General features: G+C 43.1%; 32 protein-coding genes. All 32 read left to right on the top strand.

Annotated features, from left to right (window positions below; all coding sequences use genetic code 11):
* Positions 1 to 99 precede the first annotated feature (99 nt).
* The 32 genes from AB840_RS10095 (at position 100) to AB840_RS09940 (ending at position 23,934) form a co-directional block, all read left to right on the top strand.
* On the top strand, positions 100 to 561 hold the full coding sequence (locus AB840_RS10095) for a RusA family crossover junction endodeoxyribonuclease (RefSeq protein ID WP_048514717.1): 462 nt from the start codon (positions 100 to 102) through the stop codon (positions 559 to 561).
* Positions 551 to 1,033, top strand: a complete 483-nt coding sequence (locus tag AB840_RS10090) for a hypothetical protein (protein ID WP_143745081.1) — start codon at positions 551 to 553, stop codon at positions 1,031 to 1,033. The genes AB840_RS10095 and AB840_RS10090 overlap by 11 nt, the downstream gene beginning before the upstream one ends.
* A 2-nt stretch (positions 1,034 to 1,035) precedes the next feature.
* Entirely contained in the window at positions 1,036 to 1,248 is a 213-nt protein-coding gene (locus tag AB840_RS10085) for a Lar family restriction alleviation protein (protein WP_048514716.1), read from the top strand.
* The gene (locus AB840_RS10080) at positions 1,245 to 1,649 is read left to right on the top strand and encodes a DUF1492 domain-containing protein (RefSeq protein WP_048514715.1); all 405 of its coding nucleotides are present in this window, start codon (positions 1,245 to 1,247) and stop codon (positions 1,647 to 1,649) included. Before AB840_RS10085 ends, AB840_RS10080 begins: the two co-directional genes overlap by 4 nt.
* A gap of 217 nt (positions 1,650 to 1,866) precedes the next feature.
* On the top strand, positions 1,867 to 2,766 hold the full coding sequence (locus AB840_RS10075; protein ID WP_048514714.1) for a hypothetical protein: 900 nt from the start codon (positions 1,867 to 1,869) through the stop codon (positions 2,764 to 2,766).
* Complete coding sequence (locus tag AB840_RS10070) at positions 2,763 to 3,356, top strand: hypothetical protein (protein ID WP_048514713.1); 594 nt, start codon at positions 2,763 to 2,765, stop codon at positions 3,354 to 3,356. The genes AB840_RS10075 and AB840_RS10070 overlap by 4 nt, the downstream gene beginning before the upstream one ends.
* 318 nt (positions 3,357 to 3,674) lie before the next feature.
* Positions 3,675 to 3,995, top strand: a complete 321-nt coding sequence (locus AB840_RS10065; RefSeq protein ID WP_048514712.1) for an HNH endonuclease — start codon at positions 3,675 to 3,677, stop codon at positions 3,993 to 3,995.
* Positions 3,996 to 4,155: 160 nt separating this feature from the next.
* On the top strand, positions 4,156 to 4,512 hold the full coding sequence (locus AB840_RS10060) for a hypothetical protein (protein WP_048514711.1): 357 nt from the start codon (positions 4,156 to 4,158) through the stop codon (positions 4,510 to 4,512).
* 5 nt (positions 4,513 to 4,517) lie between these two features.
* Positions 4,518 to 6,176: a terminase large subunit gene (locus AB840_RS10055; RefSeq protein ID WP_048514710.1), complete on the top strand. Its 1,659-nt coding sequence runs from the start codon at positions 4,518 to 4,520 to the stop codon at positions 6,174 to 6,176.
* Positions 6,177 to 6,190: 14 nt separating this feature from the next.
* Entirely contained in the window at positions 6,191 to 7,474 is a 1,284-nt protein-coding gene (locus tag AB840_RS10050) for a phage portal protein (RefSeq protein ID WP_048514709.1), read from the top strand.
* Positions 7,467 to 8,087, top strand: a complete 621-nt coding sequence (locus AB840_RS10045; protein WP_200809969.1) for an HK97 family phage prohead protease — start codon at positions 7,467 to 7,469, stop codon at positions 8,085 to 8,087. The genes AB840_RS10050 and AB840_RS10045 overlap by 8 nt, the downstream gene beginning before the upstream one ends.
* 101 nt (positions 8,088 to 8,188) lie before the next feature.
* Entirely contained in the window at positions 8,189 to 9,370 is a 1,182-nt protein-coding gene (locus AB840_RS10040; protein WP_048514707.1) for a phage major capsid protein, read from the top strand.
* A gap of 52 nt (positions 9,371 to 9,422) precedes the next feature.
* Positions 9,423 to 9,725 (top strand): head-tail connector protein, encoded by a 303-nt coding sequence (locus AB840_RS10035; protein WP_048514706.1) that lies wholly within the window; start codon positions 9,423 to 9,425, stop codon positions 9,723 to 9,725.
* Positions 9,722 to 10,060, top strand: a complete 339-nt coding sequence (locus AB840_RS10030) for a phage head closure protein (RefSeq protein ID WP_048514705.1) — start codon at positions 9,722 to 9,724, stop codon at positions 10,058 to 10,060. Before AB840_RS10035 ends, AB840_RS10030 begins: the two co-directional genes overlap by 4 nt.
* Positions 10,050 to 10,475, top strand: coding sequence for an HK97 gp10 family phage protein (locus tag AB840_RS10025; RefSeq protein WP_048514704.1), 426 nt, complete (start codon positions 10,050 to 10,052; stop codon positions 10,473 to 10,475). The genes AB840_RS10030 and AB840_RS10025 overlap by 11 nt, the downstream gene beginning before the upstream one ends.
* Positions 10,476 to 10,481: 6 nt before the next feature.
* On the top strand, positions 10,482 to 10,934 hold the full coding sequence (locus tag AB840_RS10020) for a phage tail terminator family protein (RefSeq protein ID WP_048514703.1): 453 nt from the start codon (positions 10,482 to 10,484) through the stop codon (positions 10,932 to 10,934).
* A gap of 42 nt (positions 10,935 to 10,976) precedes the next feature.
* Positions 10,977 to 12,395, top strand: a complete 1,419-nt coding sequence (locus AB840_RS10015) for a phage tail sheath subtilisin-like domain-containing protein (RefSeq protein ID WP_053078162.1) — start codon at positions 10,977 to 10,979, stop codon at positions 12,393 to 12,395.
* Positions 12,396 to 12,414: 19 nt separating this feature from the next.
* Complete coding sequence (locus tag AB840_RS10010; protein ID WP_048514702.1) at positions 12,415 to 12,849, top strand: phage tail tube protein; 435 nt, start codon at positions 12,415 to 12,417, stop codon at positions 12,847 to 12,849.
* A 13-nt stretch (positions 12,850 to 12,862) separates the two neighbouring features.
* Positions 12,863 to 13,285 carry a phage tail assembly chaperone gene (locus tag AB840_RS10005; protein ID WP_048514701.1) on the top strand — a complete coding sequence of 141 codons (423 nt, stop codon included), beginning with the start codon at positions 12,863 to 12,865 and terminating at the stop codon, positions 13,283 to 13,285.
* Positions 13,286 to 13,460: 175 nt separating this feature from the next.
* Positions 13,461 to 15,584: a phage tail tape measure protein gene (locus AB840_RS10000; RefSeq protein WP_048514700.1), complete on the top strand. Its 2,124-nt coding sequence runs from the start codon at positions 13,461 to 13,463 to the stop codon at positions 15,582 to 15,584.
* Positions 15,585 to 16,316 (top strand): hypothetical protein, encoded by a 732-nt coding sequence (locus AB840_RS09995; RefSeq protein WP_152669414.1) that lies wholly within the window; start codon positions 15,585 to 15,587, stop codon positions 16,314 to 16,316.
* Positions 16,309 to 17,748 (top strand): XkdQ/YqbQ family protein, encoded by a 1,440-nt coding sequence (locus AB840_RS09990; protein ID WP_048514698.1) that lies wholly within the window; start codon positions 16,309 to 16,311, stop codon positions 17,746 to 17,748. Before AB840_RS09995 ends, AB840_RS09990 begins: the two co-directional genes overlap by 8 nt.
* Positions 17,749 to 17,752: 4 nt before the next feature.
* Complete coding sequence (locus tag AB840_RS09985; RefSeq protein WP_234984905.1) at positions 17,753 to 18,172, top strand: DUF2577 domain-containing protein; 420 nt, start codon at positions 17,753 to 17,755, stop codon at positions 18,170 to 18,172.
* An 11-nt stretch (positions 18,173 to 18,183) separates the two neighbouring features.
* Positions 18,184 to 18,597: a DUF2634 domain-containing protein gene (locus AB840_RS09980; RefSeq protein ID WP_048514697.1), complete on the top strand. Its 414-nt coding sequence runs from the start codon at positions 18,184 to 18,186 to the stop codon at positions 18,595 to 18,597.
* 8 nt (positions 18,598 to 18,605) lie between these two features.
* Positions 18,606 to 19,655 (top strand): baseplate J/gp47 family protein, encoded by a 1,050-nt coding sequence (locus tag AB840_RS09975; protein WP_048514696.1) that lies wholly within the window; start codon positions 18,606 to 18,608, stop codon positions 19,653 to 19,655.
* Positions 19,645 to 20,184: a putative phage tail protein gene (locus AB840_RS09970; protein ID WP_078791762.1), complete on the top strand. Its 540-nt coding sequence runs from the start codon at positions 19,645 to 19,647 to the stop codon at positions 20,182 to 20,184. The genes AB840_RS09975 and AB840_RS09970 overlap by 11 nt, the downstream gene beginning before the upstream one ends.
* A 6-nt stretch (positions 20,185 to 20,190) precedes the next feature.
* Complete coding sequence (locus AB840_RS09965) at positions 20,191 to 21,054, top strand: gp53-like domain-containing protein (RefSeq protein WP_048514695.1); 864 nt, start codon at positions 20,191 to 20,193, stop codon at positions 21,052 to 21,054.
* A 9-nt stretch (positions 21,055 to 21,063) separates the two neighbouring features.
* Complete coding sequence (locus AB840_RS09960) at positions 21,064 to 21,390, top strand: hypothetical protein (RefSeq protein ID WP_048514694.1); 327 nt, start codon at positions 21,064 to 21,066, stop codon at positions 21,388 to 21,390.
* Positions 21,390 to 21,647, top strand: coding sequence for a hypothetical protein (locus AB840_RS09955; protein ID WP_048514693.1), 258 nt, complete (start codon positions 21,390 to 21,392; stop codon positions 21,645 to 21,647). Before AB840_RS09960 ends, AB840_RS09955 begins: the two co-directional genes overlap by 1 nt.
* Positions 21,640 to 22,692 (top strand): hyaluronate lyase N-terminal domain-containing protein, encoded by a 1,053-nt coding sequence (locus AB840_RS09950; protein ID WP_048514692.1) that lies wholly within the window; start codon positions 21,640 to 21,642, stop codon positions 22,690 to 22,692. Before AB840_RS09955 ends, AB840_RS09950 begins: the two co-directional genes overlap by 8 nt.
* Complete coding sequence (locus AB840_RS09945; RefSeq protein ID WP_048514691.1) at positions 22,693 to 23,391, top strand: hyaluronate lyase N-terminal domain-containing protein; 699 nt, start codon at positions 22,693 to 22,695, stop codon at positions 23,389 to 23,391.
* A gap of 57 nt (positions 23,392 to 23,448) precedes the next feature.
* A complete protein-coding gene (locus AB840_RS09940) occupies positions 23,449 to 23,934 on the top strand; it encodes an acyltransferase family protein (protein WP_048514690.1) in 486 nt (161 codons plus the stop codon).
* Positions 23,935 to 24,158: the final 224 nt, after the last annotated feature.

Raw genomic sequence — 24,158 nt, 5'->3', positions numbered from 1 at the left:
GGGATTGACATCCCCCCTTGTCCCTGATTCCCTGTTTTTTCCGCAACGGGGACTATGGCCCGACTGTATAAAAAATGAAAATCCGAAAGGAGCGAAACGATGATAAAAATTTGGATACCGCTTTTGAAAATTCCATCTGCTACGGCACAGCAAAAAGGAATCCGGAAACGGAAGAACGGAAAACCATATGTCTATACTAAACAGGACGTCAATGATGTACGGCAATTGTTCCAAGCGTATTTGTGCAAACACGTTCCAGAAACACCATTCGAGGGCCCGGTGAAAGTCAAAATCGGATATGAGTATTTTACAGCAGACAGGAAAAAGCTTACATTTGGGCCGTGGGGATGGAAAACTACTAAGCCGGATTGTGACAATCTAAGTAAACTGGTATTGGATACCATGACGGAATGCGGGTATTGGAAAGATGATAGTCAAGTGGCACAGTCTGTATATGAAAAAATGTGGGTAGACAGTAAAAACTATTCCGGCATATTGATTTCAGTATATACCTGGAATGCCGCCGGTCATGATTGGGATGAGAAACATTATGACCAATAGCATGATGAATCGGGCACAATCTGCATTTGAAGAAGTACTTGCCGCAATGAAACAGCCTGATAGTCAATTATTAAAGCGGGAACCCAAAGTAAAAAGTCTTGTTGTAGATATTGTCCGGTTAGTCGAAAAAGCACGCCTTCCGGAAAGTTGGCCCATCGAGACATACCCAGATAATTACGAAAAGATACATCCGTCGGATCATGAATTGTGGGTACAGCTCATGATGGAAGCAGCGTTACAGGATGATGAGTTTGCTGGATGTTTGTGTTTCTTACGTGGAACAGGATGCACATTAGAACATAGCAAAGATTACGGATATGCCATACGTCCTGTAATCGGTGATAACGGTTGGTCGAGCCAACAGGAATATGATCAGGAAAAGCAGCCTTTACAGAAATATGAAAAATCGCTGCTTATACTTCTTAAAAAATTGAGTATGGATCATTTGGTACAAGGAAAGCTGGGTGAATAATAATGGACGGTTTAAAACCGTGCCCATTTTGCGGAGGAAAAGCAGAAATCATAGGTGCCAGATATGAGAGAGAAGAAACATATGCCATTAGATGTACGGAATGTGGAGCAACCTTAGGAGTAAATTATTATGAGAATTTGGGCATGATGTATCCGATAAGAGCATACCTTGATAAATTGGAAAAAGAATGGAACCGAAGGGGAATGAATACATGACAGCTAAAGAATTTTTGAATCAAATCCGACGGCAGGAAAAATTATTGCGTGCTGTGGAACGAGAACGCGATCAGATCCGGGCCGATATGTTAAATCTTAAAGGAGCCAAGCTGAACGAACGGGTAACCGGTACGAAACAGTCCGATTTATCCGATGCATATATTCGGTTGGAAACGTACGAGGAACGCGTGAACGACGAATGGGATCGTCTGATTGGATTACGTGAACAGGGCAAGAAGTTGATTGCTACAGTGGAGGATGCCGATCAGCAAACTATTTTGTACGACCGGTATATTAACTGTATGAGCTGGGAAGAAATTGCAGTGGGGATGCATTATAGTTGGAGGCATACATTACGTGTTCACGGTGCTGCTTTGCAGAATTTGAAAGATGTCATATAATGTCATATTTTTGTGTGGTATAATGATATCGTGAAATGATGTCGAGAGCCGCTAGACGGACAGCAACATTATTTTTACCCCGTATAACGAAAGAAGCATCCATGCCGCAATGGGTGCTTCTTTTGGCTTTTTGGTATAAAACGTTATCTTTTCATTTATTTCCCTTAATAATTAATGTATACTGGAAACAAATTAATTATTAGGGGATGACTGTAAAATGGCTACTATGTATTTTGCGAAAGTTAGTGTTAATAAGGATATTTATCAAGTATATGATGATTCATCGAAATTAGATGAAATATTATTACGTTTGATGGAAAAAGAATGGCAAGACAAACATGTAGCTGAGACAATTCATAATAAACAAACAAAAGAAAATGACGAGCAAATATATAAATTTATAAATGTTGACAAAATTAATGATAAAAACTTCATTATTGGGAGATTAATTGTAATCTTTAAAGATGATATTGCATTGTACGATGCAACTAAGGACGATTTGGACAGTTTATCACAATCACAACTTTCTCGTGCGGTTCCTTTTTATTTTGATTTTAAAACAGAAATAGTTGCTTTTGTGCCTACACAAAAATTTGGTCGCCAAAAATTTATAAATTATTTTGAGGAACTTATTAATTTAATATATGGAGAACAAATGTTTCGCGTTTTTGCAAAAAATAATATTGGTGATTTAAGAGCTCAAATAAAAGTATTGGATAAAATTTCAGAAGTTAATATTACTCTCATTCCGCCCAATAGTAATGGCTGCGAGTATGACGAATTATTTGCAAAGAATGCAATGGAATTAAAAGAAACAAATGGGACGAAATTTCATCAAATTATTTCTGCACCATATTCTCAGGAAGGATTAAACATCAAAGCCGGATTATTTCAGAGAGTTATTAATGGTGTTGCAAAAGGATATGGTAATCTAAAAATTTTTGGAAAAGATAGTAATGGAGAACCAAAGAATGTAAATAGCGATACTGCGGCTCCATATAAAAAATATATTAAAGATTCTTCTAGAAATTCATTGATTGAAGTAGCTGAATATGGCCGAGCGGGGGTCAGTGGAATTGTATCTTCTGAAATAAGACAGAGGTTAGATGAGAAATGAACAAGAACGATGTAATACATATCGAAGATGTTTGTCAAAATCATTCATTTATATCTTTTATGAAATTAACAAAAAAATATCGTGAATTATGGGGAACTGAAAGTAAAGTTTCTATTATTTTTTCAATCATTTTGACGATTATTTTTAGTAGCACTTTAACTATAGATATATTGAATGATATGTTGAGAACGTTATTTTCATTAACGATACCAGCCTATATTGGCATTATTGGTTTTTTGTTTTCTGGTTTGGCATTAATGTCGACGATTATTACACATAAGGCTTTAAAAGTAATAAATGAAAAAGGACATATTAATGCTATTGTTGGTATCCTTTATTCGTTTTATTACTGTGGTGCTTTAATTATTGGAGAAATTAGTTTTGATGGAATTTTTTATTTATTTTCTTTTTATCAGTTAGAAACAAAATTTTGTAGTATCTTTATATGGATATATTGGGGATTGGTGTTTTTTATTTTATATCTTACAGTATATTCGTTGCTTTATACAACGTCGTTACTTGGGTCATGTATCAAATTTTTCTTTGTCAATGTATACTATGAAAATTTTGATAAATTAAATCACAAATAATAATTTAAAGTTCAGCACTCACTAACCTGAGTGCTTTTTTGATGCCCGGAATCAGGTGATTCTATGACAGATTGTGACAACCGAAAATGCCGTTTCAATCATCGGGGCTTCTGCACAAATGTGCGGCTTACTTTGCGGAATGGGAAATGTATATCATCTGAAAATAAGCGGCATAGGCAGAAGCGAACGAACGAAACAGATATTAATCATACACCGGTGCCATATCGAACACGGAATAAAATACTGAAATAATATAGCATTTGATTTTTTAAAATGGAATTTACGTTGACAAGTAGTTAACGGGAAAGGCATATTCACATGGCACGGGAATTCGCAAAATCGTTTTATAATTCGTCTGCATGGCGTAAGGTTTCAAAAGCGTATGCAGCTTCTGTATTTTACCTTTGTGAAAAATGCGGGAAGCCGGGGTATATTGTCCATCATAAAACACATTTGACTCCGCAGAATATCCACAACCCGGAGATAACTCTGAACTGGGATAATCTGATGTTCCTTTGCACGGAGTGCCATAACAAGATTCACGGCACGCAAGAAGGACGAAAAATAGAGTTTGATGAATATGGTAATCTGGTGGGTGCCGAGGACGACGAAGTCACGAAAGGAACCCCCCGGGCGTAGGGATTGTAACTGCATTTCTCGAGGCCGGAGCCCACCTACTTTTTAATACAAATCCATTTTGCATAGGGGTGTAGGTCCTAAATCCGGATAGAAATTTACAAAATGTTCTAAATATCGATAAAGCCAGGTAAAATCAGTAAAAACTAAGGTGGTGAGGCACATGTTTGAATCCGAAGAAAAAGCGAAGTTGGTCAAAAAAGAAACCAACAAACTTCGCAAAATATATAGGGATATTGACCCGCCCAAAAAGAAAAACGTGGAAAAACTAATCGATAATGCCGCATGGATGGCTGTTAGTTTGGAAGAATTGCGGGCGCAGATTGACGTTGAAGGGTATGAGGAAACGTATACCAACGGGGCAAATCAGACAGGGAAAAAGGACTCTACAGCTGTCAAGAACTACAACACCATCATTAAAAATTACAATGCGACAATTAAGCTACTGATGGATCAACTACCGCAAACCCAGCAGCAGACGGGAGATAAACTGGCTAAATTTTTAATGCATAAGAAGTGAGTATCATGGACTGCATCCAACAATACTATCATGAAATTACGGACCAGAAAGTTACCGTATGCCATAAGACGAAACGCGTATACAAGCACTTGGTTGATACAATACATCATCCGGGTGTTTTTCATTTTGACGAAGAAAAAGCCAATTGTGCCATTACCTTCATTGAGGTCTTTTGTCATTTATCCAAAGGCAAGACCGGCGGCCAGCTCATGGAGTTGGAACTTTGGCAGAAAGCGTTGATATCTGCTGTTTTTGGATTTGTGGATGATACCGGCTTGCGGCAGTATCGGGAAGTGCTGCTGCTGGTTGCCCGTAAGAATGGAAAGAGCGCGCTGGAATCCGCGATATCGTTGTACATGTTGATTGCAGATGGCGAAAGCGCGCCGGAGTTATATAGTGTGGCAACGAAACGGGACCAGGCGAAAGTTGTCTGGGATGAAGCGGTCCGCATGGTAAAGAAATCACCGGAGATCCATAAATATTGTAAATGCCGGGTGGGTGATATCTACTGCAGTATTAATGACGGCATCTATAAACCACTGGCATCAGACAGCAACACATTGGATGGCCTGAATGTTTCCTGTGCCTTAATTGATGAACTCCATGCCTGGAAAGATTCAAATTTATACGATGTTGTTGCCGATGGCATGACAGCCCGGCAGCAGCCACTCATTATCATTGCTAGTACAGCCGGCTTTATCCGGGAGAATATCTATGACCTGAAATATAAACAGGCGGAAGATACGATCAATGGCTATGACGGAATTACGGATTATGTAGATGACCGGTTCCTGCCGATTATTTATGAATTGGATGATAAGGAAGAATGGCGGAATCCATCCTGCTGGCAAAAGGCAAACCCGGGATTAGGTACGATCAAAGATTATCAGCAGCTGGCAGAAAAAGTAAACCGTGCCAAAGCCGGGCATAAAGATGTAAAGGATCTGCTGACAAAAGATTTCAATGTGCCGGAAACCAGCAGTCAGTCCTACTTGGATTGGCAGGATATTAAAAATACAACAACCTTCAGTATTGCAGAACTAAAACCGCGGTATGGTATTGGCGGGTTTGACTTATCCCGGACAACAGATTTGACAAGTGCCTGTGTGATTTTTCGTATACCGGACGATTCTCACATTTATGTACTTACAATGAGCTGGATGACGGAAGATGCTTTGGACGAACGGGAACGCGAGGATAAAGTACCGTATCGGAAATGGATAGAACGCGGGCTGTTACGAATATGCCCCGGGCATTTGATTGATTACCATATGATAGCTGACTGGTTTGCAGAAATTCAGCGGTCCTACGATATCTATTTATATAAAGTCGGATATGATTCCTACGGTGCCGGGTATCTTACCAAGGAAATGACAGAAACCTACGGCGAGCATACGATGGAAATTGTTATCCAGGGCGCGAAAACATTATCGATTCCGCTACAGAATCTAAAAGCAGAACTGCGGGCAAAGAACGTCATATATAACAACAATCCGATACTGGCGTGGTGCCTTGCGAACCTACGGGTAAAGCAAGATATCAATGGGAATTATCAGCCTTGTAAAAACCGCAGCAACAAGACAAGAGACGATGCCGCGTTAGCATTATTGGACAGTTTTACAGCCTATCTTCGCAATATGGAAGACTATTTGAATATCATTTGAGAGGTGGTGAAATAGTGAAGCTTCATTTACGCAGCATGTTTTCCAATATCTTTGGGAAAAAAGATTATTTACCGGATATACAGACAACAGAATACCGACTGTTAAACGGATTTGACAATTATTTTGCACCATTTGATGGAAACACCTATGACGATGCTACTGTTCGGACCTGCATTGATGCGATTGCCAAAAATGCGGCAAAATTAAAGCCGTCACATATTCGCCGCCAGGATGGAAAAGTAGTCAAGACCAATGACAGCTTGGATGGTTTGCTGGCGACACGTCCCAATGAATATATGTCGACATACGACTTCATTTATAAGATCGTGACGCAGCTATATGCGTACAATAATGCATTCGCCTATGTGAAGACAGATAGTAACGGTAATATCATTGGCATATACCCGTTAGATTACGGCGGTATTGAGGTTCGGAATTATCAGGGGCAGTTGTATTGCCGGTTTGACTTCTTTCAGGCAGGGCAGATTACCGTTCCTTATACCGACCTGATCCATCTGCGACGATATTACAACCGTGGCGATATATTCGGCGAAGGAAACGAACGGGCGCTCCGGTCGCCGCTCAATATTTTAAATACCGTCAAACAGGCGTTAGAGAATGCCGTGAAGAATTGTACGAAACTTCGTGGGTATTTAAAAGCTAACGGAGTAATGAGACCGGAAGATCAGCAGCAAACATTGGATGACTTTACTTCCCGGTTCACTGCGGCAGACAAAGGAACCGGCGTTGCCATAGTGGATTCGAAGGTGGATTATCATCAGCTGACTTCTGATATCCAGACAGCGGATCATTCGCAGATGGCCTTTGCCCGGGAAGACATATACCGGTATTTTGGACTGAGCAACGAAATTATCACCAGCAGTTATAACGAGGAACAATGGACTGCGTTCTATGAATCCGTGATTGAACCGTTAGCAATTCAAATGAGCCAGGAGTTTACCGCAAAACTATTTACGGAACGAGAACAGGGGTATGGGAACGAGATCATATTCCAGACAAACCGGTTAGAATACGCTTCGCTTAAATCGAAAGTTGCTATGGCACAGGTGCTGCAGCAGACAGGGCTCCTTACCGTGAATGAGTTCCGGGAAATTTTTGGGTTTAACGCTTTGCCGGACGGCGATAAACGGTTTGTTTCGCTGAATTATGTAGATAGCAAAAAACAAAATACCTATCAGGGGGTAGCCGGTATAACAAATACGGATGATCCTGATGCAGATGATCCAGATACAAATAATGGTACTAACAATACAGGAACGGAGGATGACGATGAATAATAAAGAATATCGATCGGCACCGCTTGCGGTAGCAGATCAGCCGGAAGACAATCAAATGATAGTAACGGGGTATGCTGCTGTATTAGAGCAGCCGACAGTAATATGTTCCATCGACGGCATTAATTATTATGAGGTTATTGACAAGGATGCGTTTGTAGGAGCGGATTTATCAGACGTTCCCTTTAAGTATAACCACAGCGATGATTTTTTAGTACTTGCCCGGACCCGGAATAAAACGCTGGATTTGAACGTGGATACTAAAGGGCTGTTGATAAAAGCCAACTTAGCACCGATACAAGCTGGCAAGGATGTATACGGCCTGATCCAGCGTGGCGATATTGATAAAATGTCGTTTGGTTTTACGGTGGCGAATGACAGCTATGATTCACAGACGCGTACCCGCCGTATTCTTAAATTTGAGAAAATATGGGATGTGTCGGCAGTGGATACGCCGGCATATGACGGTACCAGTATTGATGTTGACGACGGCTCTGCTATATCTGCACGCAGTTATTTTAGTGCGAAACGGGATGCTGAAAAGCTGGTACAGAAAGAGCAAGCGGAACAACAAAACAAGGAACAGCGGGATCGCTTGTATCTCATGACATTATAAGGTTTTAATGCCCTTTTCGGGTCGGACGGACGAAAAGAAAAGCTGGACAGCCGGCATGTATGTATAGTAAATTTTTTGAAATTACAAAGGAGAAAATCAATATGGATAAACGATTGAAAGAAATTATGGACAGGAAAATTGAAATTCGTTCGCTATTAAAAACCGGCAAGAACGCAGATGGCAGCGCGCTTGATTTGGAAACGTTGAAATCCGAAATTGAAACGCTGAATCAGGAAGAAACAGAAATCCGTACTCGCTTGGATATTGCAAATGGGATTAATCTTGGTAAGATTCCAGCTAATGTTGTTCCTAAACCGGACGCTAAAAAGGAACCCCGTAAAGCGGTAGCGGATATCTATGATACTGTCGAATACCGCAAAGCATTTTTTGATTATGTCAAAACAGGGAAGATGGCACCGGAATATCGTGATGTAACGACATCATCTGATGCGGGCGCAGTTATTCCTACGACTACGCTCAATACGATCATTGATAAGCTGCTGTCTTCCGGCATGATCCTGCCGCTTGTTACTCGTACGGCATATAACACCGGCTTATCGATTCCGGTGTCTAGTGTGAAGCCTACGGCCACATGGGTTGCGGACGGCGCTACATCGCCGGTGCAGAAGAAAACAACTGGCAGTGTCGTATTCGGTGCCTATAAACTGCGCTGTGCGGTTGGTGTCAGCTTGAATTTGGATGCTATGGCATTAAGCGCATTTGAAGCAGCGATTGCTAACAACATTGCCGAAGCCATGGTAATTGGACTGGAACAGGCAATCATCAGTGGCAGCGGTAGCGGACAGCCGACCGGTATCTTGACGGCAACGCCAACTATTACCCCGGTTTCCGTAAGTGCATTGAATTATAAGATCATGACAACTGTAGAAGGGTTGGTGCCGTCTGCGTATGAAAATGGTTCTGTGTATGTTATGAACAAAGCGACTTACATGGACTATATCGGGATCGTTGATACGAACGGCCAACCGATTGCTCGTACCAATTATGGCATTGATGGCAAGACGAACAAAACATTGCTGGGTCGTGATGTGATTATCTGTGATTATCTGCCGTCTTTCGATTCTGCGGCAGCCGGTGCCACATTTGCCTTTATCTTCCGCATGAAAGATTATGTGTTGAATACGGCATTCAACGTAACGCTTCGCCAGTATGAAGACTACGTGACAGATGATATTGTCCGTAAAGCTATCATGCTGGCAGACGGAAAAGTTGTTGATACCAGCAGCCTTGTTCTGCTCCAAAAACCGGCGGCAAGTAAATAATGATTGCAAAGGCGGCGGGTAACGCCGTCTTTCCCTTTTAGGGGGTGATGAAATGGAAGTAGATGCGATAAAAACATATCTTCGAATTGATGATGATATGGTCGATGACGACGAACTGATTCAATCATTAATGGACGCGGCGGTAGAGTACATTCAAAATCAGACAGGGAAACAATACGCGAAGGATGATAACGTCTGGAATGTCTGCATCCGGCTTTTGGTTGCGCATTGGTATAGTAATCGGACGCTAAATCCGACAAAGCCCGGTAACCTGAGTGAATTCCCGCACAGCGTTACGGCCCTGATTCATCATATTGCATTATGCCAGTCGTATCCGGTGGTGACGACATCATGAATCCGGGCACGTTAGATCGCAAAGTACAATTTATTCGATATCAGGATGTTGACAACGAGGTCGGGGCGGATAGCCAGAAACCGGTTGTCATTTTTTCTACCTGGGCGCGTATTGAACCGGCAAGAGGGCGGGAATACTATGAAGCGCAGCGGGTAAAGGACGCCAATCCGTTTAAAATCACGATTCGGTATCATACCAATGTGGATGACAGTATGACGATTGAATATCATCAGCAGCAATATGATATTCAAACGATTACGGATCCGTACATGGCACATGAAGTACTGGAAATTTACTGCACGCAGAAAACGCGAGGTGTTTCTCATGTCGGATGATGGGTTTTCCTTTGAAGGACTGGATGATTTTAAACAGCAGTTAACGGAAGTTGCCAATGAATTTCCGGGAACCTGCGAAAAGCATCTCCGGCGTGTCGGCAACAAAATGAAAAAAGAATTAAAAGAAGCTTCACCGGATTCGGGGCATGATACGAAGAAAAAGCTGAATAAATCTTGGAAATCCGAAGTACAAGGGTATACCGGTGAAGATTTGCAAATGAATATCTGGTCTAATTCTCCGCATTTCCATTTAGTGGACCGAGGGCATGTGCAGAAAACAAAGTCTGGAAAAGTTGTTGGATTTGTACAGGGCAAGCATTTTCTGGAAAAGACAGCGCAGCATATGGAATCGGAAGTGCTGCCGGAAGAAATGGAAAAGCTGTACAAAGATATCAGTAAAAAGTTGGGTGATTAGATGCTAATGCAAAAAGATATATTAGCGGCCGTGATTGCGCTGTTGCAAACGACGTATCCCAAGCCTGCTACCCATTATTATACGGATGAAATTACGCAGGGGTTCAAGCAACCGTGCTTTTTTGTAAAGCTCGTCAAATCGGGTAGTCCGGAAACAAAAAACTTTACTTCTAATATGTTGAGTATTATACTGACGTTTTTTGCGGATCCAGCATCAAACAAACAATTAGCATACCTGGATTGTGAGGATACAATCCTGAAATTGTTCGGTAAAGGGATCCAAGTCAGTACAGAACGATATCTGCACATCAAATCTATAAGTTCGGAGCGCATAGGAGAAGATCAGGACATCCTGCAGATTAGCATTGCCACAGAATACCTTGATGGTACCGGGTATGCCGGTAATGCCGGTTATGATTTGATGGAAAAACTACATACGAATATAAAAGATACATACTAGCCCGCCGAGAAGCGGTTATTTTTTAGGAAGGGATGATGAAACATGAGCTTAGGCTTACCAAGTATCACCATTGCGTTTAAAAGCACATCGGCAACAGCGGTAGAACGAAGTACACGTGGGATTGTGGCTATGATTTTGAAGGATAATATTTCAAATGCCGTAGCCGGTTCTCGTACGGTTGTTGTAGGAACTAATTTTGCGGTAAACGATACGATTGTTTTTGACGGAGTTACCTTTACGGCAATGACAGCAAAAGAAGATGCCAACGATTTTGAAGTCGGGACTGATGCGGGAACGACTGCCGCCAATATAGCAACGGCTATTAATGACAACACGACGCTCAATGCATTGTATACGGCGGCAGCGAACACCAATGCCATTACGGTTACCGAAAAAACAGCAGGGGGTGGCAATACGCCGTCGGCTTTTACGACGACAGGCACCGGAGCTATTTCTGATAGTTCTGTTACGAACAGTTCTGCAACAGGTTTAGACCCGTATACGATTTATACGGAAGACGATATCCCGTCAGGACTGACAGCTAATAACCAGGAACAAATCGAACTAGCACTGATGGGGTATCAGACGGCACCGAAGCATATTCTTGTCTATACGCAGGGTACGACGGTAACGGGATACGCAGATACATTGCTGGCATTGGAATCTGCTACCTGGGATTATTTGGTCATTCCGGATATTACTGCGACCGATGTTATGACGATCGCTACTTGGATTAAAGGACTTCGGACGACAAAAGATAAGAAAGTCAAAGCTGTGTTGCCGAATTGTGCTGCGGATAATGAAGGTATTGTTAATTTTACGAACACCAAAATCGTAACGGCGGACAAAACCTATACGACCGCGCAATACTGCAGCCGGATAGCCGGCATTATTTGCGGCACGCCGATGACCATTTCCTGTACGTTTGCGCCGCTTTCCGAAGTTGTGGACTGCGATAAATATACAAAAGATCAGATGGATACGAAGATTGGAAATGGTGAATTATTCATCATGTTTGACGGTACTAAGTATAAGATTGCACGTGGCGTCAACAGCTTTGTTACCACAATCAAAGGCAAAAATGATAGCTTTAAGAAAATCAAGCTCGTAGACTGCATGGACATGATCCATGACGACATTAAGGATACAGCGAATGATTCCTATATCGGCAAATATGCAAATAGCTATGATAACAAATGCTTGTTGATTAGTGCGATTCAAGGGTATTTCGATGAATTGGAATTGGAAGGACTGCTGGATCCCGGCAAGAATAGTTGTTCTATCGATTTGGCTTCCCAAACGGATTATTTGCTTTCCAATGGCGATTATACGAAAGCGGAATTAGCTGCCATGAAAGACCAGGCAATTAAGGAAGCCAATACCCGGGATGAAGTGTTCTTGGCAGCGGCTATTAAAATTTTGGATGCGATTGAAACAATTACGTTGAATATTTCAATATAACGGAAAGGGCGGTGAGAATATGGACGGAATGAAAGCACAACAGGTTATGAACGGCACCGAAGGTGAACTGTGGATCGATGGCGATTACATGGCACAGGTTACGGAGTTTAAAGCTGTTGCAAACCTTAAAACGGTCCCCGTGAATATCGTCAAAACCAGGGCAGATCATTTCAAGGTTGTCGGTTGGGAAGGCAAAGGCAGCTTGAAAATGAACCACGTGTCTTCTTATATGATTGATAAAATGGCCGATAACATCAAGAATGGCAAACAGACTGTTTGCACGATTATCAGTAAATTGTCGGATCCGGATGCGATCGGAAATGAACGTGTTGTGGTAAAAGACGCCACATTTGACAGTTTAACATTAGCCGACTGGACAGCAAAAAAGATCGGTGAAGAAAGTTACAACTTTACATTTACCGATTTTGATATGTTAGATACAGCGGATGAATAAGGAGTGAATGAGTATGTCGACATTGATTGATCAGCTATTACAGGCTGATGTTAAAAAAGTAACGGAGCTTCCGACCGCAAAGTATGAGGTAAAGCGGTTGTCAAAGCTGCTTAAAACGAAATTTGAGATGGAATTATGCGCTATTCCTGCAAAACGATATACGGAAATACAGCAAAACAGTGTAGATCTTGGCAGGAAGGGCAATGTAAAAGATCTGAAGATGTTTAATTTGCAGGCGCTTACTTTGATTGACGGGATTAAGGAACCGTCTATGAAAAGTCCGGAATTGCTGCGGTATTATAGTGCGGCTACGCCGAAGGATCTTGTTGCTAAACTGTTCTTATCCGGTGAAATCGCAGATATCTACGGCAAGATCAATGAATTGTCTGGATATGAACCAGATACTGATGAAACCGAAACAGCAATAAAAAACTAATTGAAACCGATGGAGAAAGCCAGCTGCTGTATTATGCATGGCGGTTTCACGGCAAGCTGCCGCATGAGTTGTACTGGCTTCCTATCGGTGAAAAACAGATTGTGTACAGCTTTATGAAGTATGAAATGCAACAACGCAGCAAGGAAAACAGTTCGCCGGATGGAGGTGCGTGATCATGGCAAAGGTAATTGATGCCACATTAAAATTAATAGACCAGTTCACGCCTACCCTGCGGGCTGTAAATACGGCTATGGATTCTTCTAAGGCTGCTATGAATGGCGTCAAATCGCACGTATCTTCCATGGTTAGCAAAATGGAAGAAATGAATAAGGTTAATCAACGTACTGCTAAAAATTTTCAGCGGGTAGGCAAGTCTATGGCCAGTCTTCAAAATGTGGCTGTTGTTGGGACACTGACTGCTGCAGCTAAGGAAGGGTTTAACGCTTCCATGAAAATCAATGAAGCGGTGAACCAGACTAAAATATGGGGTGATGTATCTGATGAAGCAGCAGCAAAGCTGAAAAATAACATTCTATCGGTATCTTCTACGTACGGAATAGCCAACGACAAGGTGGCGGAAGCCACACAGCAGGCCATAAAGGCAGGCGTTAAGGAATCAGAAGTTATGACTTGGATGAGCAGTACTGCTGAATTCGCACGGGTATCGAAATTAGACTTAGCGGATGCTACAAAACTGGGTACGCAAATCGGCAAAGCGTACAGCCTGACAACCGAGCAGCAGGCTACTGCTTACAATCAGTTGGCAACGGCAGCTAAGGCCTGCCATGGCGATGTAGATAAGATTACGACCAGTATTGCGGCGATTTCACCGAAAGCGGCGCAAGCCGGCATCAGTCTTACACAATTAACGGCAACAATGGCCATGATGCGGTCCCGTGGGTATGACGAATCGCAGGCCGGCGGAATATTGGATAACATGATCACATCTATCACGAAGGCACAGCCAAAGTTAGCACAAATGGGGATTGATGTTTCTGCTGCACGAATGCAGGCAGAAGGATTAGGCCCTGTTATCGCGGATATCTATGCTAAAATGGGTGACGATTCCAAATTCAAGGCGCTCTTCCGAAATGTAGATTCCTATAAAATGGCGATGATGATGGCATCCAAAGACGGCGTGTCGGAATGGAATGGGATGCTGAATCAGATTAATAACAGCAGCGAATCTACACTCGATAAAATGTGTTCGCAGATGCAGACACCGGCGGAAAAAACACAGCAGGCCATGACAGATCTTGCCAATGCCTGGGTTACCGTGGGTGATGCCTTGGCACCGGTATTTACGCAGTCAGCAACCATGATCAAAGCCGTTGTTGCGGCTTATAACGGGCTATCCGACGGGCAGAAGAAAGTGATCGCAGATATTATTCAGTTCGTTATCATATTTGGCGCAGTTACTGTTGCGATGGGCGGTGCTATGTCCATGATAGGAACCTGGGTCCGGATGGCAAACTCTATCGGGCCGGCAATTAAGCATATTGGGGACGCCATTGACTTCTTGGGGAAGCATTTGAAACAGTTAACGTCTGTGTTTGGCCTTATTGGTAAGGCCGCCAGCTTTTTAATGGCAAATCCTATTTTACTGGTTATTATGGCGATTATTGCCGCAGGTTATTTGTTATATACACATTGGGATCAGGTAAAGGCAGCGATGGCGGCGGCATGGGCCGGCATTGTCAATACGTTTGAGTGGGCGGTGAATGCGATTGTCCCGCATATATCCGGTATTATTGAAATGTTCCAAGGCGTTATCGATTTCGTTACTGGAGTGTTTACAGGTAATTGGGAACAAGCATGGCAAGGGGTATGCGAAATATTTGAAGGCTATTTCGATCAGATACAGGCTATCTGTGAAACAGTATTAAGTGGCATCAAAGAAGCAATTAATGCCGTGATCAGCGGCATCAATAATGTGTCAGTGGATATCCCCAGTTGGGTTCCAGTTGTTGGCGGCAAGCATTATCAGCCGAATATCCCATATCTGGCACAGGGAACAGAGTTTTGGCAGGGCGGCCCGGCGATTATTAATGAAAAGAACATTGGTGGAGAAGTTGTTAACCTGCCGCAGGGAGCACAAGTAATCCCACATGATAATTCGCTTAAAGAGGAATATCAGCGCGGGAAGGCCGATGCTGCGCAAGGCAGCTCCAGTATTACCATTGCGAAGCTGGCAGATACTATCGTTTTACGGGAAGATGCCGACATTGATCGGATCGCCAAGAAATTAGCAGAAAAGCTTCATGCCTATGCGATGAACAATGCGGAAGGGGCGGTGTAAATGAGCTTTCTTAGCAGCCTATTGTCCAGCTTAACGGCGAGTAACTCGACAACGGTCGCAAGAACTTACCTAAGCTGTAATGGCGATACCATACAATTTCCCGTTCCACCTGCTAAGTTCGATGTGGATGTAAAACAGGGAAATGAAATCATCAATATCAACAACTTAGGGGAATTGAATATGCTTGGGAAGACCGGCTTGCTGCATATGCAGCTTCTAAGCTTTCTCCCGGCGCAGGATTATCCTTTCTGCGTATGTACACCCAGCGATCCATATACGTATGTCAGCACGATTGATGCTTGGCGCACAAGCGGTAAGCCGGCGCGGGTCAGTATTGCCGGGACGCCGGTCAATTATGCCGTATCCATTGATCAGTTTAAATGGGGCGAGCATGACGGCACGAATGACGTATATTTTACGCTTGATTTTACGGAATATAAATTTATCGGTGGTGCAGTCGATACGACAATATCCAGCACAACCGGATTAAAGGACCGTACCGATGCATCGTCTATATCAAACGTGTTACAGAGCGTTACTGTCTATCCGGGGGATTCTATTGGTGATGTCGTGGGGCGTGCTGTCGGCAAAACAGTCAGCTTGGGAACAAACGATTCAAAGATTCTTGCGGCGTATAAAGTACTTGCTAAATCCGGAGGTATCAAAGTAGGTGATATTGTTACCTATGCCAAGAGCTCGGGTGTATTGAAGGTGAACGGGACCAGTGTTTAATTTTACATGGACAGGTCGTACTAGCGGCAAAACAACAGATATATCCAGTTACGTGACTTCTTGTGTGTGGTCCGGCGATACAGAGCAGGCAGCACGCAAAATCGACTTTTCGATAGCGTATAACTTGAAAGATACGGGATTTATTAATCAGAATATTGCCGTAGGGGATACGATTACAATGTCCTTTACGGACGACACCGTGCAGAATACGACGGCAGTCGAGGTGTTCCGGGGCATCGTGTTTATCCGGAATCGAAATACGGCTAATTTTACCTTTGAATATACAGCATATGACAAGCTGATTTATCTGGCGAAGAGTAAAACAACACGTAAATTCAAAAATATCACCGTAGATGCAGTGATTCAGCGGGTCGCCAATGACAATAGCTTAACGATCGGTAGTATTGTTTCTATCGGTGTTACGGTGAATTTCATTGCCGATCACATGAGCTACACGGAGATCCTTAAAAAAGCGTTTGCCCTGGCATACGCGCAGAATAAGAAAAAGTATAATTTTTACGTTAATCAGGACAAATTGTACGTGGTAGAGCAGTCGGAAACAGTTGAAAACTACACGGCATCCGACAGCGTGAATATCGAAAATGCGCAGCACAGCGAAAGTATTGAAGACATGATAAATACCGTTATGATTGTGGACCACAACGGCGATCAGATTGGCACGGTCAGCAATAGTTCCGATGTCACGGCCTATGGAAAACTGCAGGAAGTCTATAAGGTCGATAAAAAGCAGGACACCAAAACGGCAGCTACGGCCATGTTAAAGTCAGTTGCATATAAATCCAGCTTGAATGGAATTGGCAATGTGCAATGCATTGCCGGGTATGCAATTACGATACAGGAAGAGCAAATGAAGGGCCTGTTTACCATTAAAAGTGATAAGCATACTATCCAAAACGGCAAGCATATGATGGAGCTTGATATTGAATATTTGAATACGATTAGTAATGTAACGACAACAGGTTCATTGGTTGATACCAGTACTGTAAATGGGGTGAGCAGTGTGGATAATACAAATGTAGATGCGGGATTAGCGGATGGTTGGAGTGCTTGGGGCGGTCAAACCATGGATAATGGGGCAGATGGCTGTGCAGAAGCTGTCGGTAAAATCGGTGGCTATTATAGTCCGTTTTTGGCGCAGGAATATAATGGCGGGGTTGCCGGCGTTCCGCAAATGGTAAGCGATGCAGAAAACAAGGGGTTGCTGCAGGATTTTGATTCCAGCAATCTACAAAAAGGTGATGTGATCGTCTATGGTGATAATGACCATGTTGTGATCTATGACGGCAACGGCGGATATTACGGCAATAGTAGCAGTGCTAATAATGGGCAGGGCCTAACGGTGCATGGCGACGATTATACAGAAATGGGCGGGTTAGTGCCGACAAAGATCATTAAAGCCAGCCAGGGGTGATATTGTGAAACACAAAAATCCATACGGTCAACTGCTATCCGATATGGCAGGTGTCAGTAAAAATAACAACAGTCCATCCATCCAGGTCGGAAAAATCATTGCGTCGCCGCCGGATATCCAAGTCAGTTATAACGGAATTGTTTTGGAAAAAGAGGAACTGTGGATCAGCCAGTATCTGCTGGTCGGTTACACACGGGCGGGTAAAGGACATATTATCAGTGCTACGCAGGACGCAGCCGGCGGCAGCGGTGATGCCGAGTATGCAGCGCATCACCATGCGATCGATAACGACTATACCGATACGATTATTTTTACGGATACACTGGTTGCCGGTGATTATGTATCGATTATGCCGATGATGTCAGAGGATGGCAGCATTCAGCAGTATATTATCCTGGATAAAATTGTACGGCTTGACGGCTAGAGGTGAAATATATGAGTAATCCATTTGTTTCCGGATCCAGTGTTACAGCAGCTGATACATTAGATGTATTTCAAGAGTTCGCCTGGGACTTTGACCACGACTGTTTTCTGTTCGAAAACGGCAAACATAAGATTGTTGTGGAAAATGAAGCAATTCAAGTGTGGATTTATAAAGCACTTCGGACGGAACGCTGGCGGTATCTTGCTTACGATAATGCCTATGGCATCGAACTGGAACCCTTTATTGGCGATTATGCCAACAGTGAGTATAATGCCATGCTGATTGAACGATATATCAAAGAAACGCTGCTTATTAATCCATACATTACCAGTATTGATTCTATGGAAGCTACGATCGATGGAGACGATTTATCATATACAATTGCGCTTACAACTGTGTATGGCAGTATGGTTGCAAGCAGTTAGGAGGTTGTATGAGTTTTGAACAACAGTCACAGTCGGATGTATTAGCACGGCTGAAAACAGATCTTGCTACGACAAAGAATACACAATCCGCAATAGAAGGCACGTTTAACGGGGACATGCTTTCAGCTAACAGCATTGAATTTGCCGCTGCATATAACGAAATGAATTTACTAATACAGGCCGCGTTTGCCGATACATCGTGGGGCGATTATCTGACAATGCGGGCATCTGAAATGGGCGTGACGCGGAAAGCGGCGGTGTCAGCGACGGCGACAGTAACCGTTACAGGAACGGCCAATAGCCAGATTATATCCGGCAGTTTATTTGCTACGGCGGAAGGATTGCAGTTCCGCACACTGGCTGATGCTACAATACCGGCTGCAGGAACGATTGATGTTGCGGTCCAGTGTACTACGACAGGAACCGCCGGCAATGTAGACGCGAATACCATTACGTCCATACCGTATTCTATTCCGGGCGTTACCGGGGTAACTAATGCTTCGGCTGCTACGGAAGGGTATGACGAAGAAACAGATTCGTCTTTACTCGCCAGATATCTGCTGCAGGTCCGCACACCGTCCACATCGGGGAATAAATATCATTATGAAGAATGGGCGTTAGCGGTGGCTGGCGTAGGACAGGCAAAAATCCTTCCGCTCTGGAATGGGAACGGCACTGTCAAGGTGCTGATATTAAACAGCAATAACCAGGTCGCATCTGCAGCATTAATTGCAACGACAGCCGCCTATATTGAAACATTGCGGCCTATAGGGGCGACTGTTACGGTGGATACCCCGACGGCGCTTGCCATTAATATATCGGCAACGATAACGGGAACAGACGTAACAACCGCTTTTACAACAGCGCTTACCAGTTATTTTAAAACATATGGTTTTAGCTTGTCTGCAGTCAGTATTGCAAAGATAGGAGCGTTGTTATTAAGCCAAACAGGGGTTACAGATTACAGTGGATTAACCATCAATGGCGGTAGCGTGAATATACCCGTTACGGATACCGAATTGCCGGTGGTAGGGACGGTGACACTCAATGTTGCTTAATGTGGATTGGATGCGGCAAAATACGGTGGATATCAGCCGATATTTGCCGGAATTCCTGCAGAAAGATGGGAACTTTAAAGCCGTAACGGATGCGTCAAGTTTAGAACATGAACGCGTTCGGACAGAACTGCAGGATATCTTTGCACAGTTTTTTGTGGATACGGCGACATGGGGGCTGTCCATGTGGGAACGCGTATTTGATCTAACACCGGCTGCCGATGAAATTGACGAGTACCGGCGCAATCAAATACTGCTGAAAATGCGCGGGGCCGGAATGAGTACCGTTGCTGCGATGACACAAATTGTCAATACGTATGGGAGTGGTTATATTGTCGAAGATAACGCGAAATACAATTTTTCTATTTATTGTTCGGCTGAAGCTGCCGCCTTAGTAAAGATGAAGCAGCAGATAGAAATCTACAAACCGGCGCACCTTGGGTACACCATTTATCTTGGCTATAGCTGGAACGGCAATATTATATTTGATGGAACACATACCTATAGTGCTAGCGTTGAAGAAGGGGGTTAAATAATAATGGCATATGATGCGACAAAATGGGGCAGCCTGTTCCCGGCAACAATCGGGAACGAGGCACGTTCAACCGATGCGATCGATAATACGCTTGACTTTGCAACGAACACATTTCCCCAATTTATGGCAAATGATCCTGTAAAATATGTGCTGCAAAATGCATTTTTACAGCAGCTTTTTTCCAATGACCAGCGGATCAAAGAAATAACGGATAATATTGAAAAAGGATATCTTCCGCTATCTGGCGGGACAATGACCGGAGCGTTAATATTATCCGGTGCACCGACGGCGGATTTGCACGCTGCGACAAAAAAATATGTAGATGGATTAACCACTGTTATGACGGGGGCAACAGCAAATGCTGACGGTGGTGCGGGAGAAGTACCGAAACCAACCAAAGGGCAACAGAACAGTGTACTGACTGGTGCGGGGACATGGCAAGCGGTTTTATCATTGCTTGCTGCATTTACGGGTGCGACAGCATCAGCGGATGGTGCATTGGGCGGTGTACCACAGCCGATTAAGGGACAACAAAATAATATACTCACGGGAAATGGTGCTTGGACGGGTTTAGCTGATTTATTAAAAGCACTTGGCATGAAATATAGTTTTGACAATAATGGTTATATTAATTTTGGTACTGTTCTGGGTGGATTTATTTTACAGTGGGGATTTGGTGTTACAACCAATGCAAAAACTACGATTAATTTTCCAATTCAATTTCCGAACCAGTGTATGGAAGTTATTATTTCAGATGGTGGAGTAGGGCCAATTGAATGGGCTGCAGCAAATCTTACAGATTCTGGCTTTTTGTCAACAGGTGGAACATCGGGTGGTGCATATCGTTATATTGCAATTGGAAATTAGGTGATAGCTATGTTCAAGGTCATAAATAATAAAGTGTACCTTACCAGGGGTGATAGTGCTCCTCTTCCGCTGGATGTTGCCGATAAAGATGGCAATCCATATACACCACAGTCCGATGATGTTGTTGTACTGACTGTAAAAAAGACGACAGCTGATACAGCCTATCTTACTCAGAAACATTTGGTTGATGGAGTGTTTTCGTTTATTCCAACGGATACGGAAAGCTGGGATTATGGCGATTACGTATATGATGTGCAATTGACGATGGCGAATGGATATACGGATACTATCATCCAGCCGTCGTTATTCAGAATCATGGAAGAGGTGACATTCTGATGGGTAATTTAGTGGGAACGTTGAGTGGTAGCAGTATTCTTAATGGTACGATTAGTGCTGGTGTTGTAGATAATACAAAAATTATACAATGCTCCAGTATTTATGAATTTCCAAACCGTGGTGATATGGGAAAGATTTATATTGATACGAGTGAGAACGCATCGTATCGATGGGATGAAGCTGCCAGTAAATATTACTGTGTGGGACGCGACTATCAGGAAATAGATACAATAACAGGAGGTACAGCAAATGGGTAAGACATTAACAGATGTCACATTACAATTAAAAAATGGAACGAAAGCAAACTGGGCTAGTATCAACCCAACACTTGCTAAAGGGGAATTAGGACTGGAATCGGATACGGCACATTTTAAATTTGGGGATGGTGTCAATCCATGGACGGATTTAGCATATGCCGGTACGATTGTAAAAGCCAGTGCCAGTAATGGTCAGTTATTAATTGATGGCATAGAAACTATTATTTATACGCTGCCACAAGCAGCCATTTCCTTACTGGGTGGCGTGAAATCACAAGCTGCCGGAAGTGGCAAAGTAGTAGTGGGTAGTGATGGAACGATGAGCGTTGCAGAGGTGCCGAAAGCGGATATCCTGACGACTGCGCGAACCCTCACATTTAGCGGGGATGTTGCGGGCAATAATAATTTTGATGGATCTGGGAATGTTACGTTTGCGCTTGCTTTGGTATCCAGCGGCGTTACGGCAGGCACATATACAAAACTTACGGTCGATGCAAAAGGCAGGGTAACAGCCGGTGCCAATATAACTGCTTCCGATGTTCCTTCGTTAACATTATCAAAGATTACGGATTCCGGGACAGCAGCCGCAAAAAATGTAGGTGTAGCAGCCGGAAACGTTCCTTTGTTGGATAGCAACGGCAAATTAAATTCAAGTGTCATTCCTGCGATGGCCATTAATGAAATTTATACAGCAGCGTCCCAAACGGCCATGTTAGCATTATCGGCAGACGTGGGGGACGTATGCGCTCGGACAGATGGGGCCGGAAGTTTTATGCTGAAAGCATTGCCTGCTACTACCTTGGCAAACTGGGTGCAGCTGACAGCTCCCACGGATGTGGTTACGTCGGTTAACGGCAAAACAGGTGTTGTCGTTCTTACTACGGATAATGTGGCCGAAGGCACCAATTTATATTACACGGATGCCAGGGCGACGGCCAACTTTAACACAAACTTTGCTAATAAAACCGTTGGTGGCCTGTCTGATGGAGCGAATGTAATTATGAGCGGTGATTCATTGGTGATTGACTGCGGGACGGTGAGCTAATTGACAAAACACACGTTTAGCGGTTCCGTGGTGCAGCATAAAACGGGAACAGCAGCACAATGGACTTCGGTTAATCCTACATTGGCCAAGGGTGAAATTGGGGTGGAAATTGATGCGGGAAGAATAAAAATAGGAGACGGCATAACAGCATGGGAAAATCTGCCGTATATTGGGCAATCCAGTACGGCTCCAGTAGGACATATTCAACAGCAATATATTGTGGAAAGCGGTTATCTTGCCTTGGACGGTTCAACGTATAGCCGTGTTACGTATGCAACATTATGGACATGGGCACAAGCTAATAATTTGGCTGCATCATCGCCAAACAAATACCAATTCGGAACTGGGGACGGCAGTACAACATTTACGGTACCGAATCATATTGGACGGATATGGCAAGGTGCAGCAACCGTAGGATATACGGAAGCCGGGATCCCAAATATAACGGGTAAGGCAAATGGCTTAGTTGGCATTGACGGTGTGGAAAGTAACCTGGATGGATGTTTTGGATATTCAGGTCTTGCAACAATCAATTCGTCAATAAGTTACAAGGATGATATTGACGTTATCACTGGCAATAATAGTAAGGAGAAAGCCATCTTAGTACAGTTCGATGCAAGCTATAACAGTGGCGTATATGGTAAATCTGCAACGGTGCAACCTTCCACTATTGATGTAATACCGCAGATTAAGTATTAAATAAAAGAAAATGATGTGTTATACTAAAACCATATTGCGGCAAAAGAGGTCTTTGTTTTGACAAGAAATATGGGGATAGAGCTTTACAGAGTTTTTAGTATGTTTTTTATTATTATGTTTCATTTTTCTGATCATGGTGCTGTGGCGATTACGGCACAAATGCCATTTAGTTTTAACTGGCTTATTTTAGCTATGGGAAGAGTGGGAGGCGGATTAGGTAATTGTGCATTTGTTTTGATAAGTGGTTATTTGTTGATTAATAAGGAATTTCACACAAAACGCATAGTGAAATTATGGTTTGAAGTATGGACCTATTCTGTGGTATTAGGTATTGTGGCATTCATGATTAAAACAGAACCATTTTCCATTGGCTCATTAGTGCACATGTTATTTCCAGTTACATATAATCAATATTGGTATATGTCCACATATATTGTAATGATGCTGCTAACACCATTCTTAAATCCATTGTTTTTAGGTATGACTAAGATGAAATATAGGGCGTTCATTGTCATTGGAGAGCCTATGAAAAAATCTCTGTAAACAAACTTCCACTCGAAGTCATAAGGTCTTCTATGGTACAATCTAATCATAGGAGGACTTTTTATCATGGCAAAACAGCGGAAAGAGATTCACAAGGTTGAAATGACCGATGGGAAGCGGGCTATTATCCAGCAGCTCTTCCAAGAGTATACCATCGAGAAACCAAATGACATCCAAGATGCCCTGAAGGATCTGCTTGGCGGTACCATCAAAGAGATGATGGA

This window comes from Megasphaera cerevisiae DSM 20462, from assembly GCF_001045675.1.
Classification (GTDB): Bacteria; Bacillota; Negativicutes; order Veillonellales; family Megasphaeraceae; genus Megasphaera; species Megasphaera cerevisiae.
Note: the sequence above shows the minus strand (reverse complement) of the source record. Positions and strands in the feature narration are given on the sequence as shown.

Coding starts and splice junctions, on each gene's coding strand:
- AB840_RS10045 (WP_200809969.1), top strand. CDS start 7,467: ATGAATAATAAAGAATATCGATCGGCACCGCTTGCGGTAGCAGATCAG.
- AB840_RS10025 (WP_048514704.1), top strand. CDS start 10,050: ATGTCGGATGATGGGTTTTCCTTTGAAGGACTGGATGATTTTAAACAG.
- AB840_RS09965 (WP_048514695.1), top strand. CDS start 20,191: ATGGCATATGATGCGACAAAATGGGGCAGCCTGTTCCCGGCAACAATC.
- AB840_RS10060 (WP_048514711.1), top strand. CDS start 4,156: ATGTTTGAATCCGAAGAAAAAGCGAAGTTGGTCAAAAAAGAAACCAAC.
- AB840_RS09950 (WP_048514692.1), top strand. CDS start 21,640: ATGGGTAAGACATTAACAGATGTCACATTACAATTAAAAAATGGAACG.
- AB840_RS10000 (WP_048514700.1), top strand. CDS start 13,461: ATGGCAAAGGTAATTGATGCCACATTAAAATTAATAGACCAGTTCACG.
- AB840_RS10055 (WP_048514710.1), top strand. CDS start 4,518: ATGGACTGCATCCAACAATACTATCATGAAATTACGGACCAGAAAGTT.
- AB840_RS10070 (WP_048514713.1), top strand. CDS start 2,763: ATGAACAAGAACGATGTAATACATATCGAAGATGTTTGTCAAAATCAT.
- AB840_RS10005 (WP_048514701.1), top strand. CDS start 12,863: ATGTCGACATTGATTGATCAGCTATTACAGGCTGATGTTAAAAAAGTA.
- AB840_RS10065 (WP_048514712.1), top strand. CDS start 3,675: ATGGCACGGGAATTCGCAAAATCGTTTTATAATTCGTCTGCATGGCGT.
- AB840_RS10080 (WP_048514715.1), top strand. CDS start 1,245: ATGACAGCTAAAGAATTTTTGAATCAAATCCGACGGCAGGAAAAATTA.
- AB840_RS09975 (WP_048514696.1), top strand. CDS start 18,606: ATGAGTTTTGAACAACAGTCACAGTCGGATGTATTAGCACGGCTGAAA.
- AB840_RS10010 (WP_048514702.1), top strand. CDS start 12,415: ATGGACGGAATGAAAGCACAACAGGTTATGAACGGCACCGAAGGTGAA.
- AB840_RS10040 (WP_048514707.1), top strand. CDS start 8,189: ATGGATAAACGATTGAAAGAAATTATGGACAGGAAAATTGAAATTCGT.
- AB840_RS10085 (WP_048514716.1), top strand. CDS start 1,036: ATGGACGGTTTAAAACCGTGCCCATTTTGCGGAGGAAAAGCAGAAATC.
- AB840_RS10030 (WP_048514705.1), top strand. CDS start 9,722: ATGAATCCGGGCACGTTAGATCGCAAAGTACAATTTATTCGATATCAG.
- AB840_RS10090 (WP_143745081.1), top strand. CDS start 551: ATGACCAATAGCATGATGAATCGGGCACAATCTGCATTTGAAGAAGTA.
- AB840_RS09960 (WP_048514694.1), top strand. CDS start 21,064: ATGTTCAAGGTCATAAATAATAAAGTGTACCTTACCAGGGGTGATAGT.
- AB840_RS10020 (WP_048514703.1), top strand. CDS start 10,482: ATGCAAAAAGATATATTAGCGGCCGTGATTGCGCTGTTGCAAACGACG.
- AB840_RS09970 (WP_078791762.1), top strand. CDS start 19,645: ATGTTGCTTAATGTGGATTGGATGCGGCAAAATACGGTGGATATCAGC.
- AB840_RS10015 (WP_053078162.1), top strand. CDS start 10,977: ATGAGCTTAGGCTTACCAAGTATCACCATTGCGTTTAAAAGCACATCG.
- AB840_RS10035 (WP_048514706.1), top strand. CDS start 9,423: ATGGAAGTAGATGCGATAAAAACATATCTTCGAATTGATGATGATATG.
- AB840_RS09955 (WP_048514693.1), top strand. CDS start 21,390: ATGGGTAATTTAGTGGGAACGTTGAGTGGTAGCAGTATTCTTAATGGT.
- AB840_RS10095 (WP_048514717.1), top strand. CDS start 100: ATGATAAAAATTTGGATACCGCTTTTGAAAATTCCATCTGCTACGGCA.
- AB840_RS09980 (WP_048514697.1), top strand. CDS start 18,184: ATGAGTAATCCATTTGTTTCCGGATCCAGTGTTACAGCAGCTGATACA.
- AB840_RS10075 (WP_048514714.1), top strand. CDS start 1,867: ATGGCTACTATGTATTTTGCGAAAGTTAGTGTTAATAAGGATATTTAT.
- AB840_RS09995 (WP_152669414.1), top strand. CDS start 15,585: ATGAGCTTTCTTAGCAGCCTATTGTCCAGCTTAACGGCGAGTAACTCG.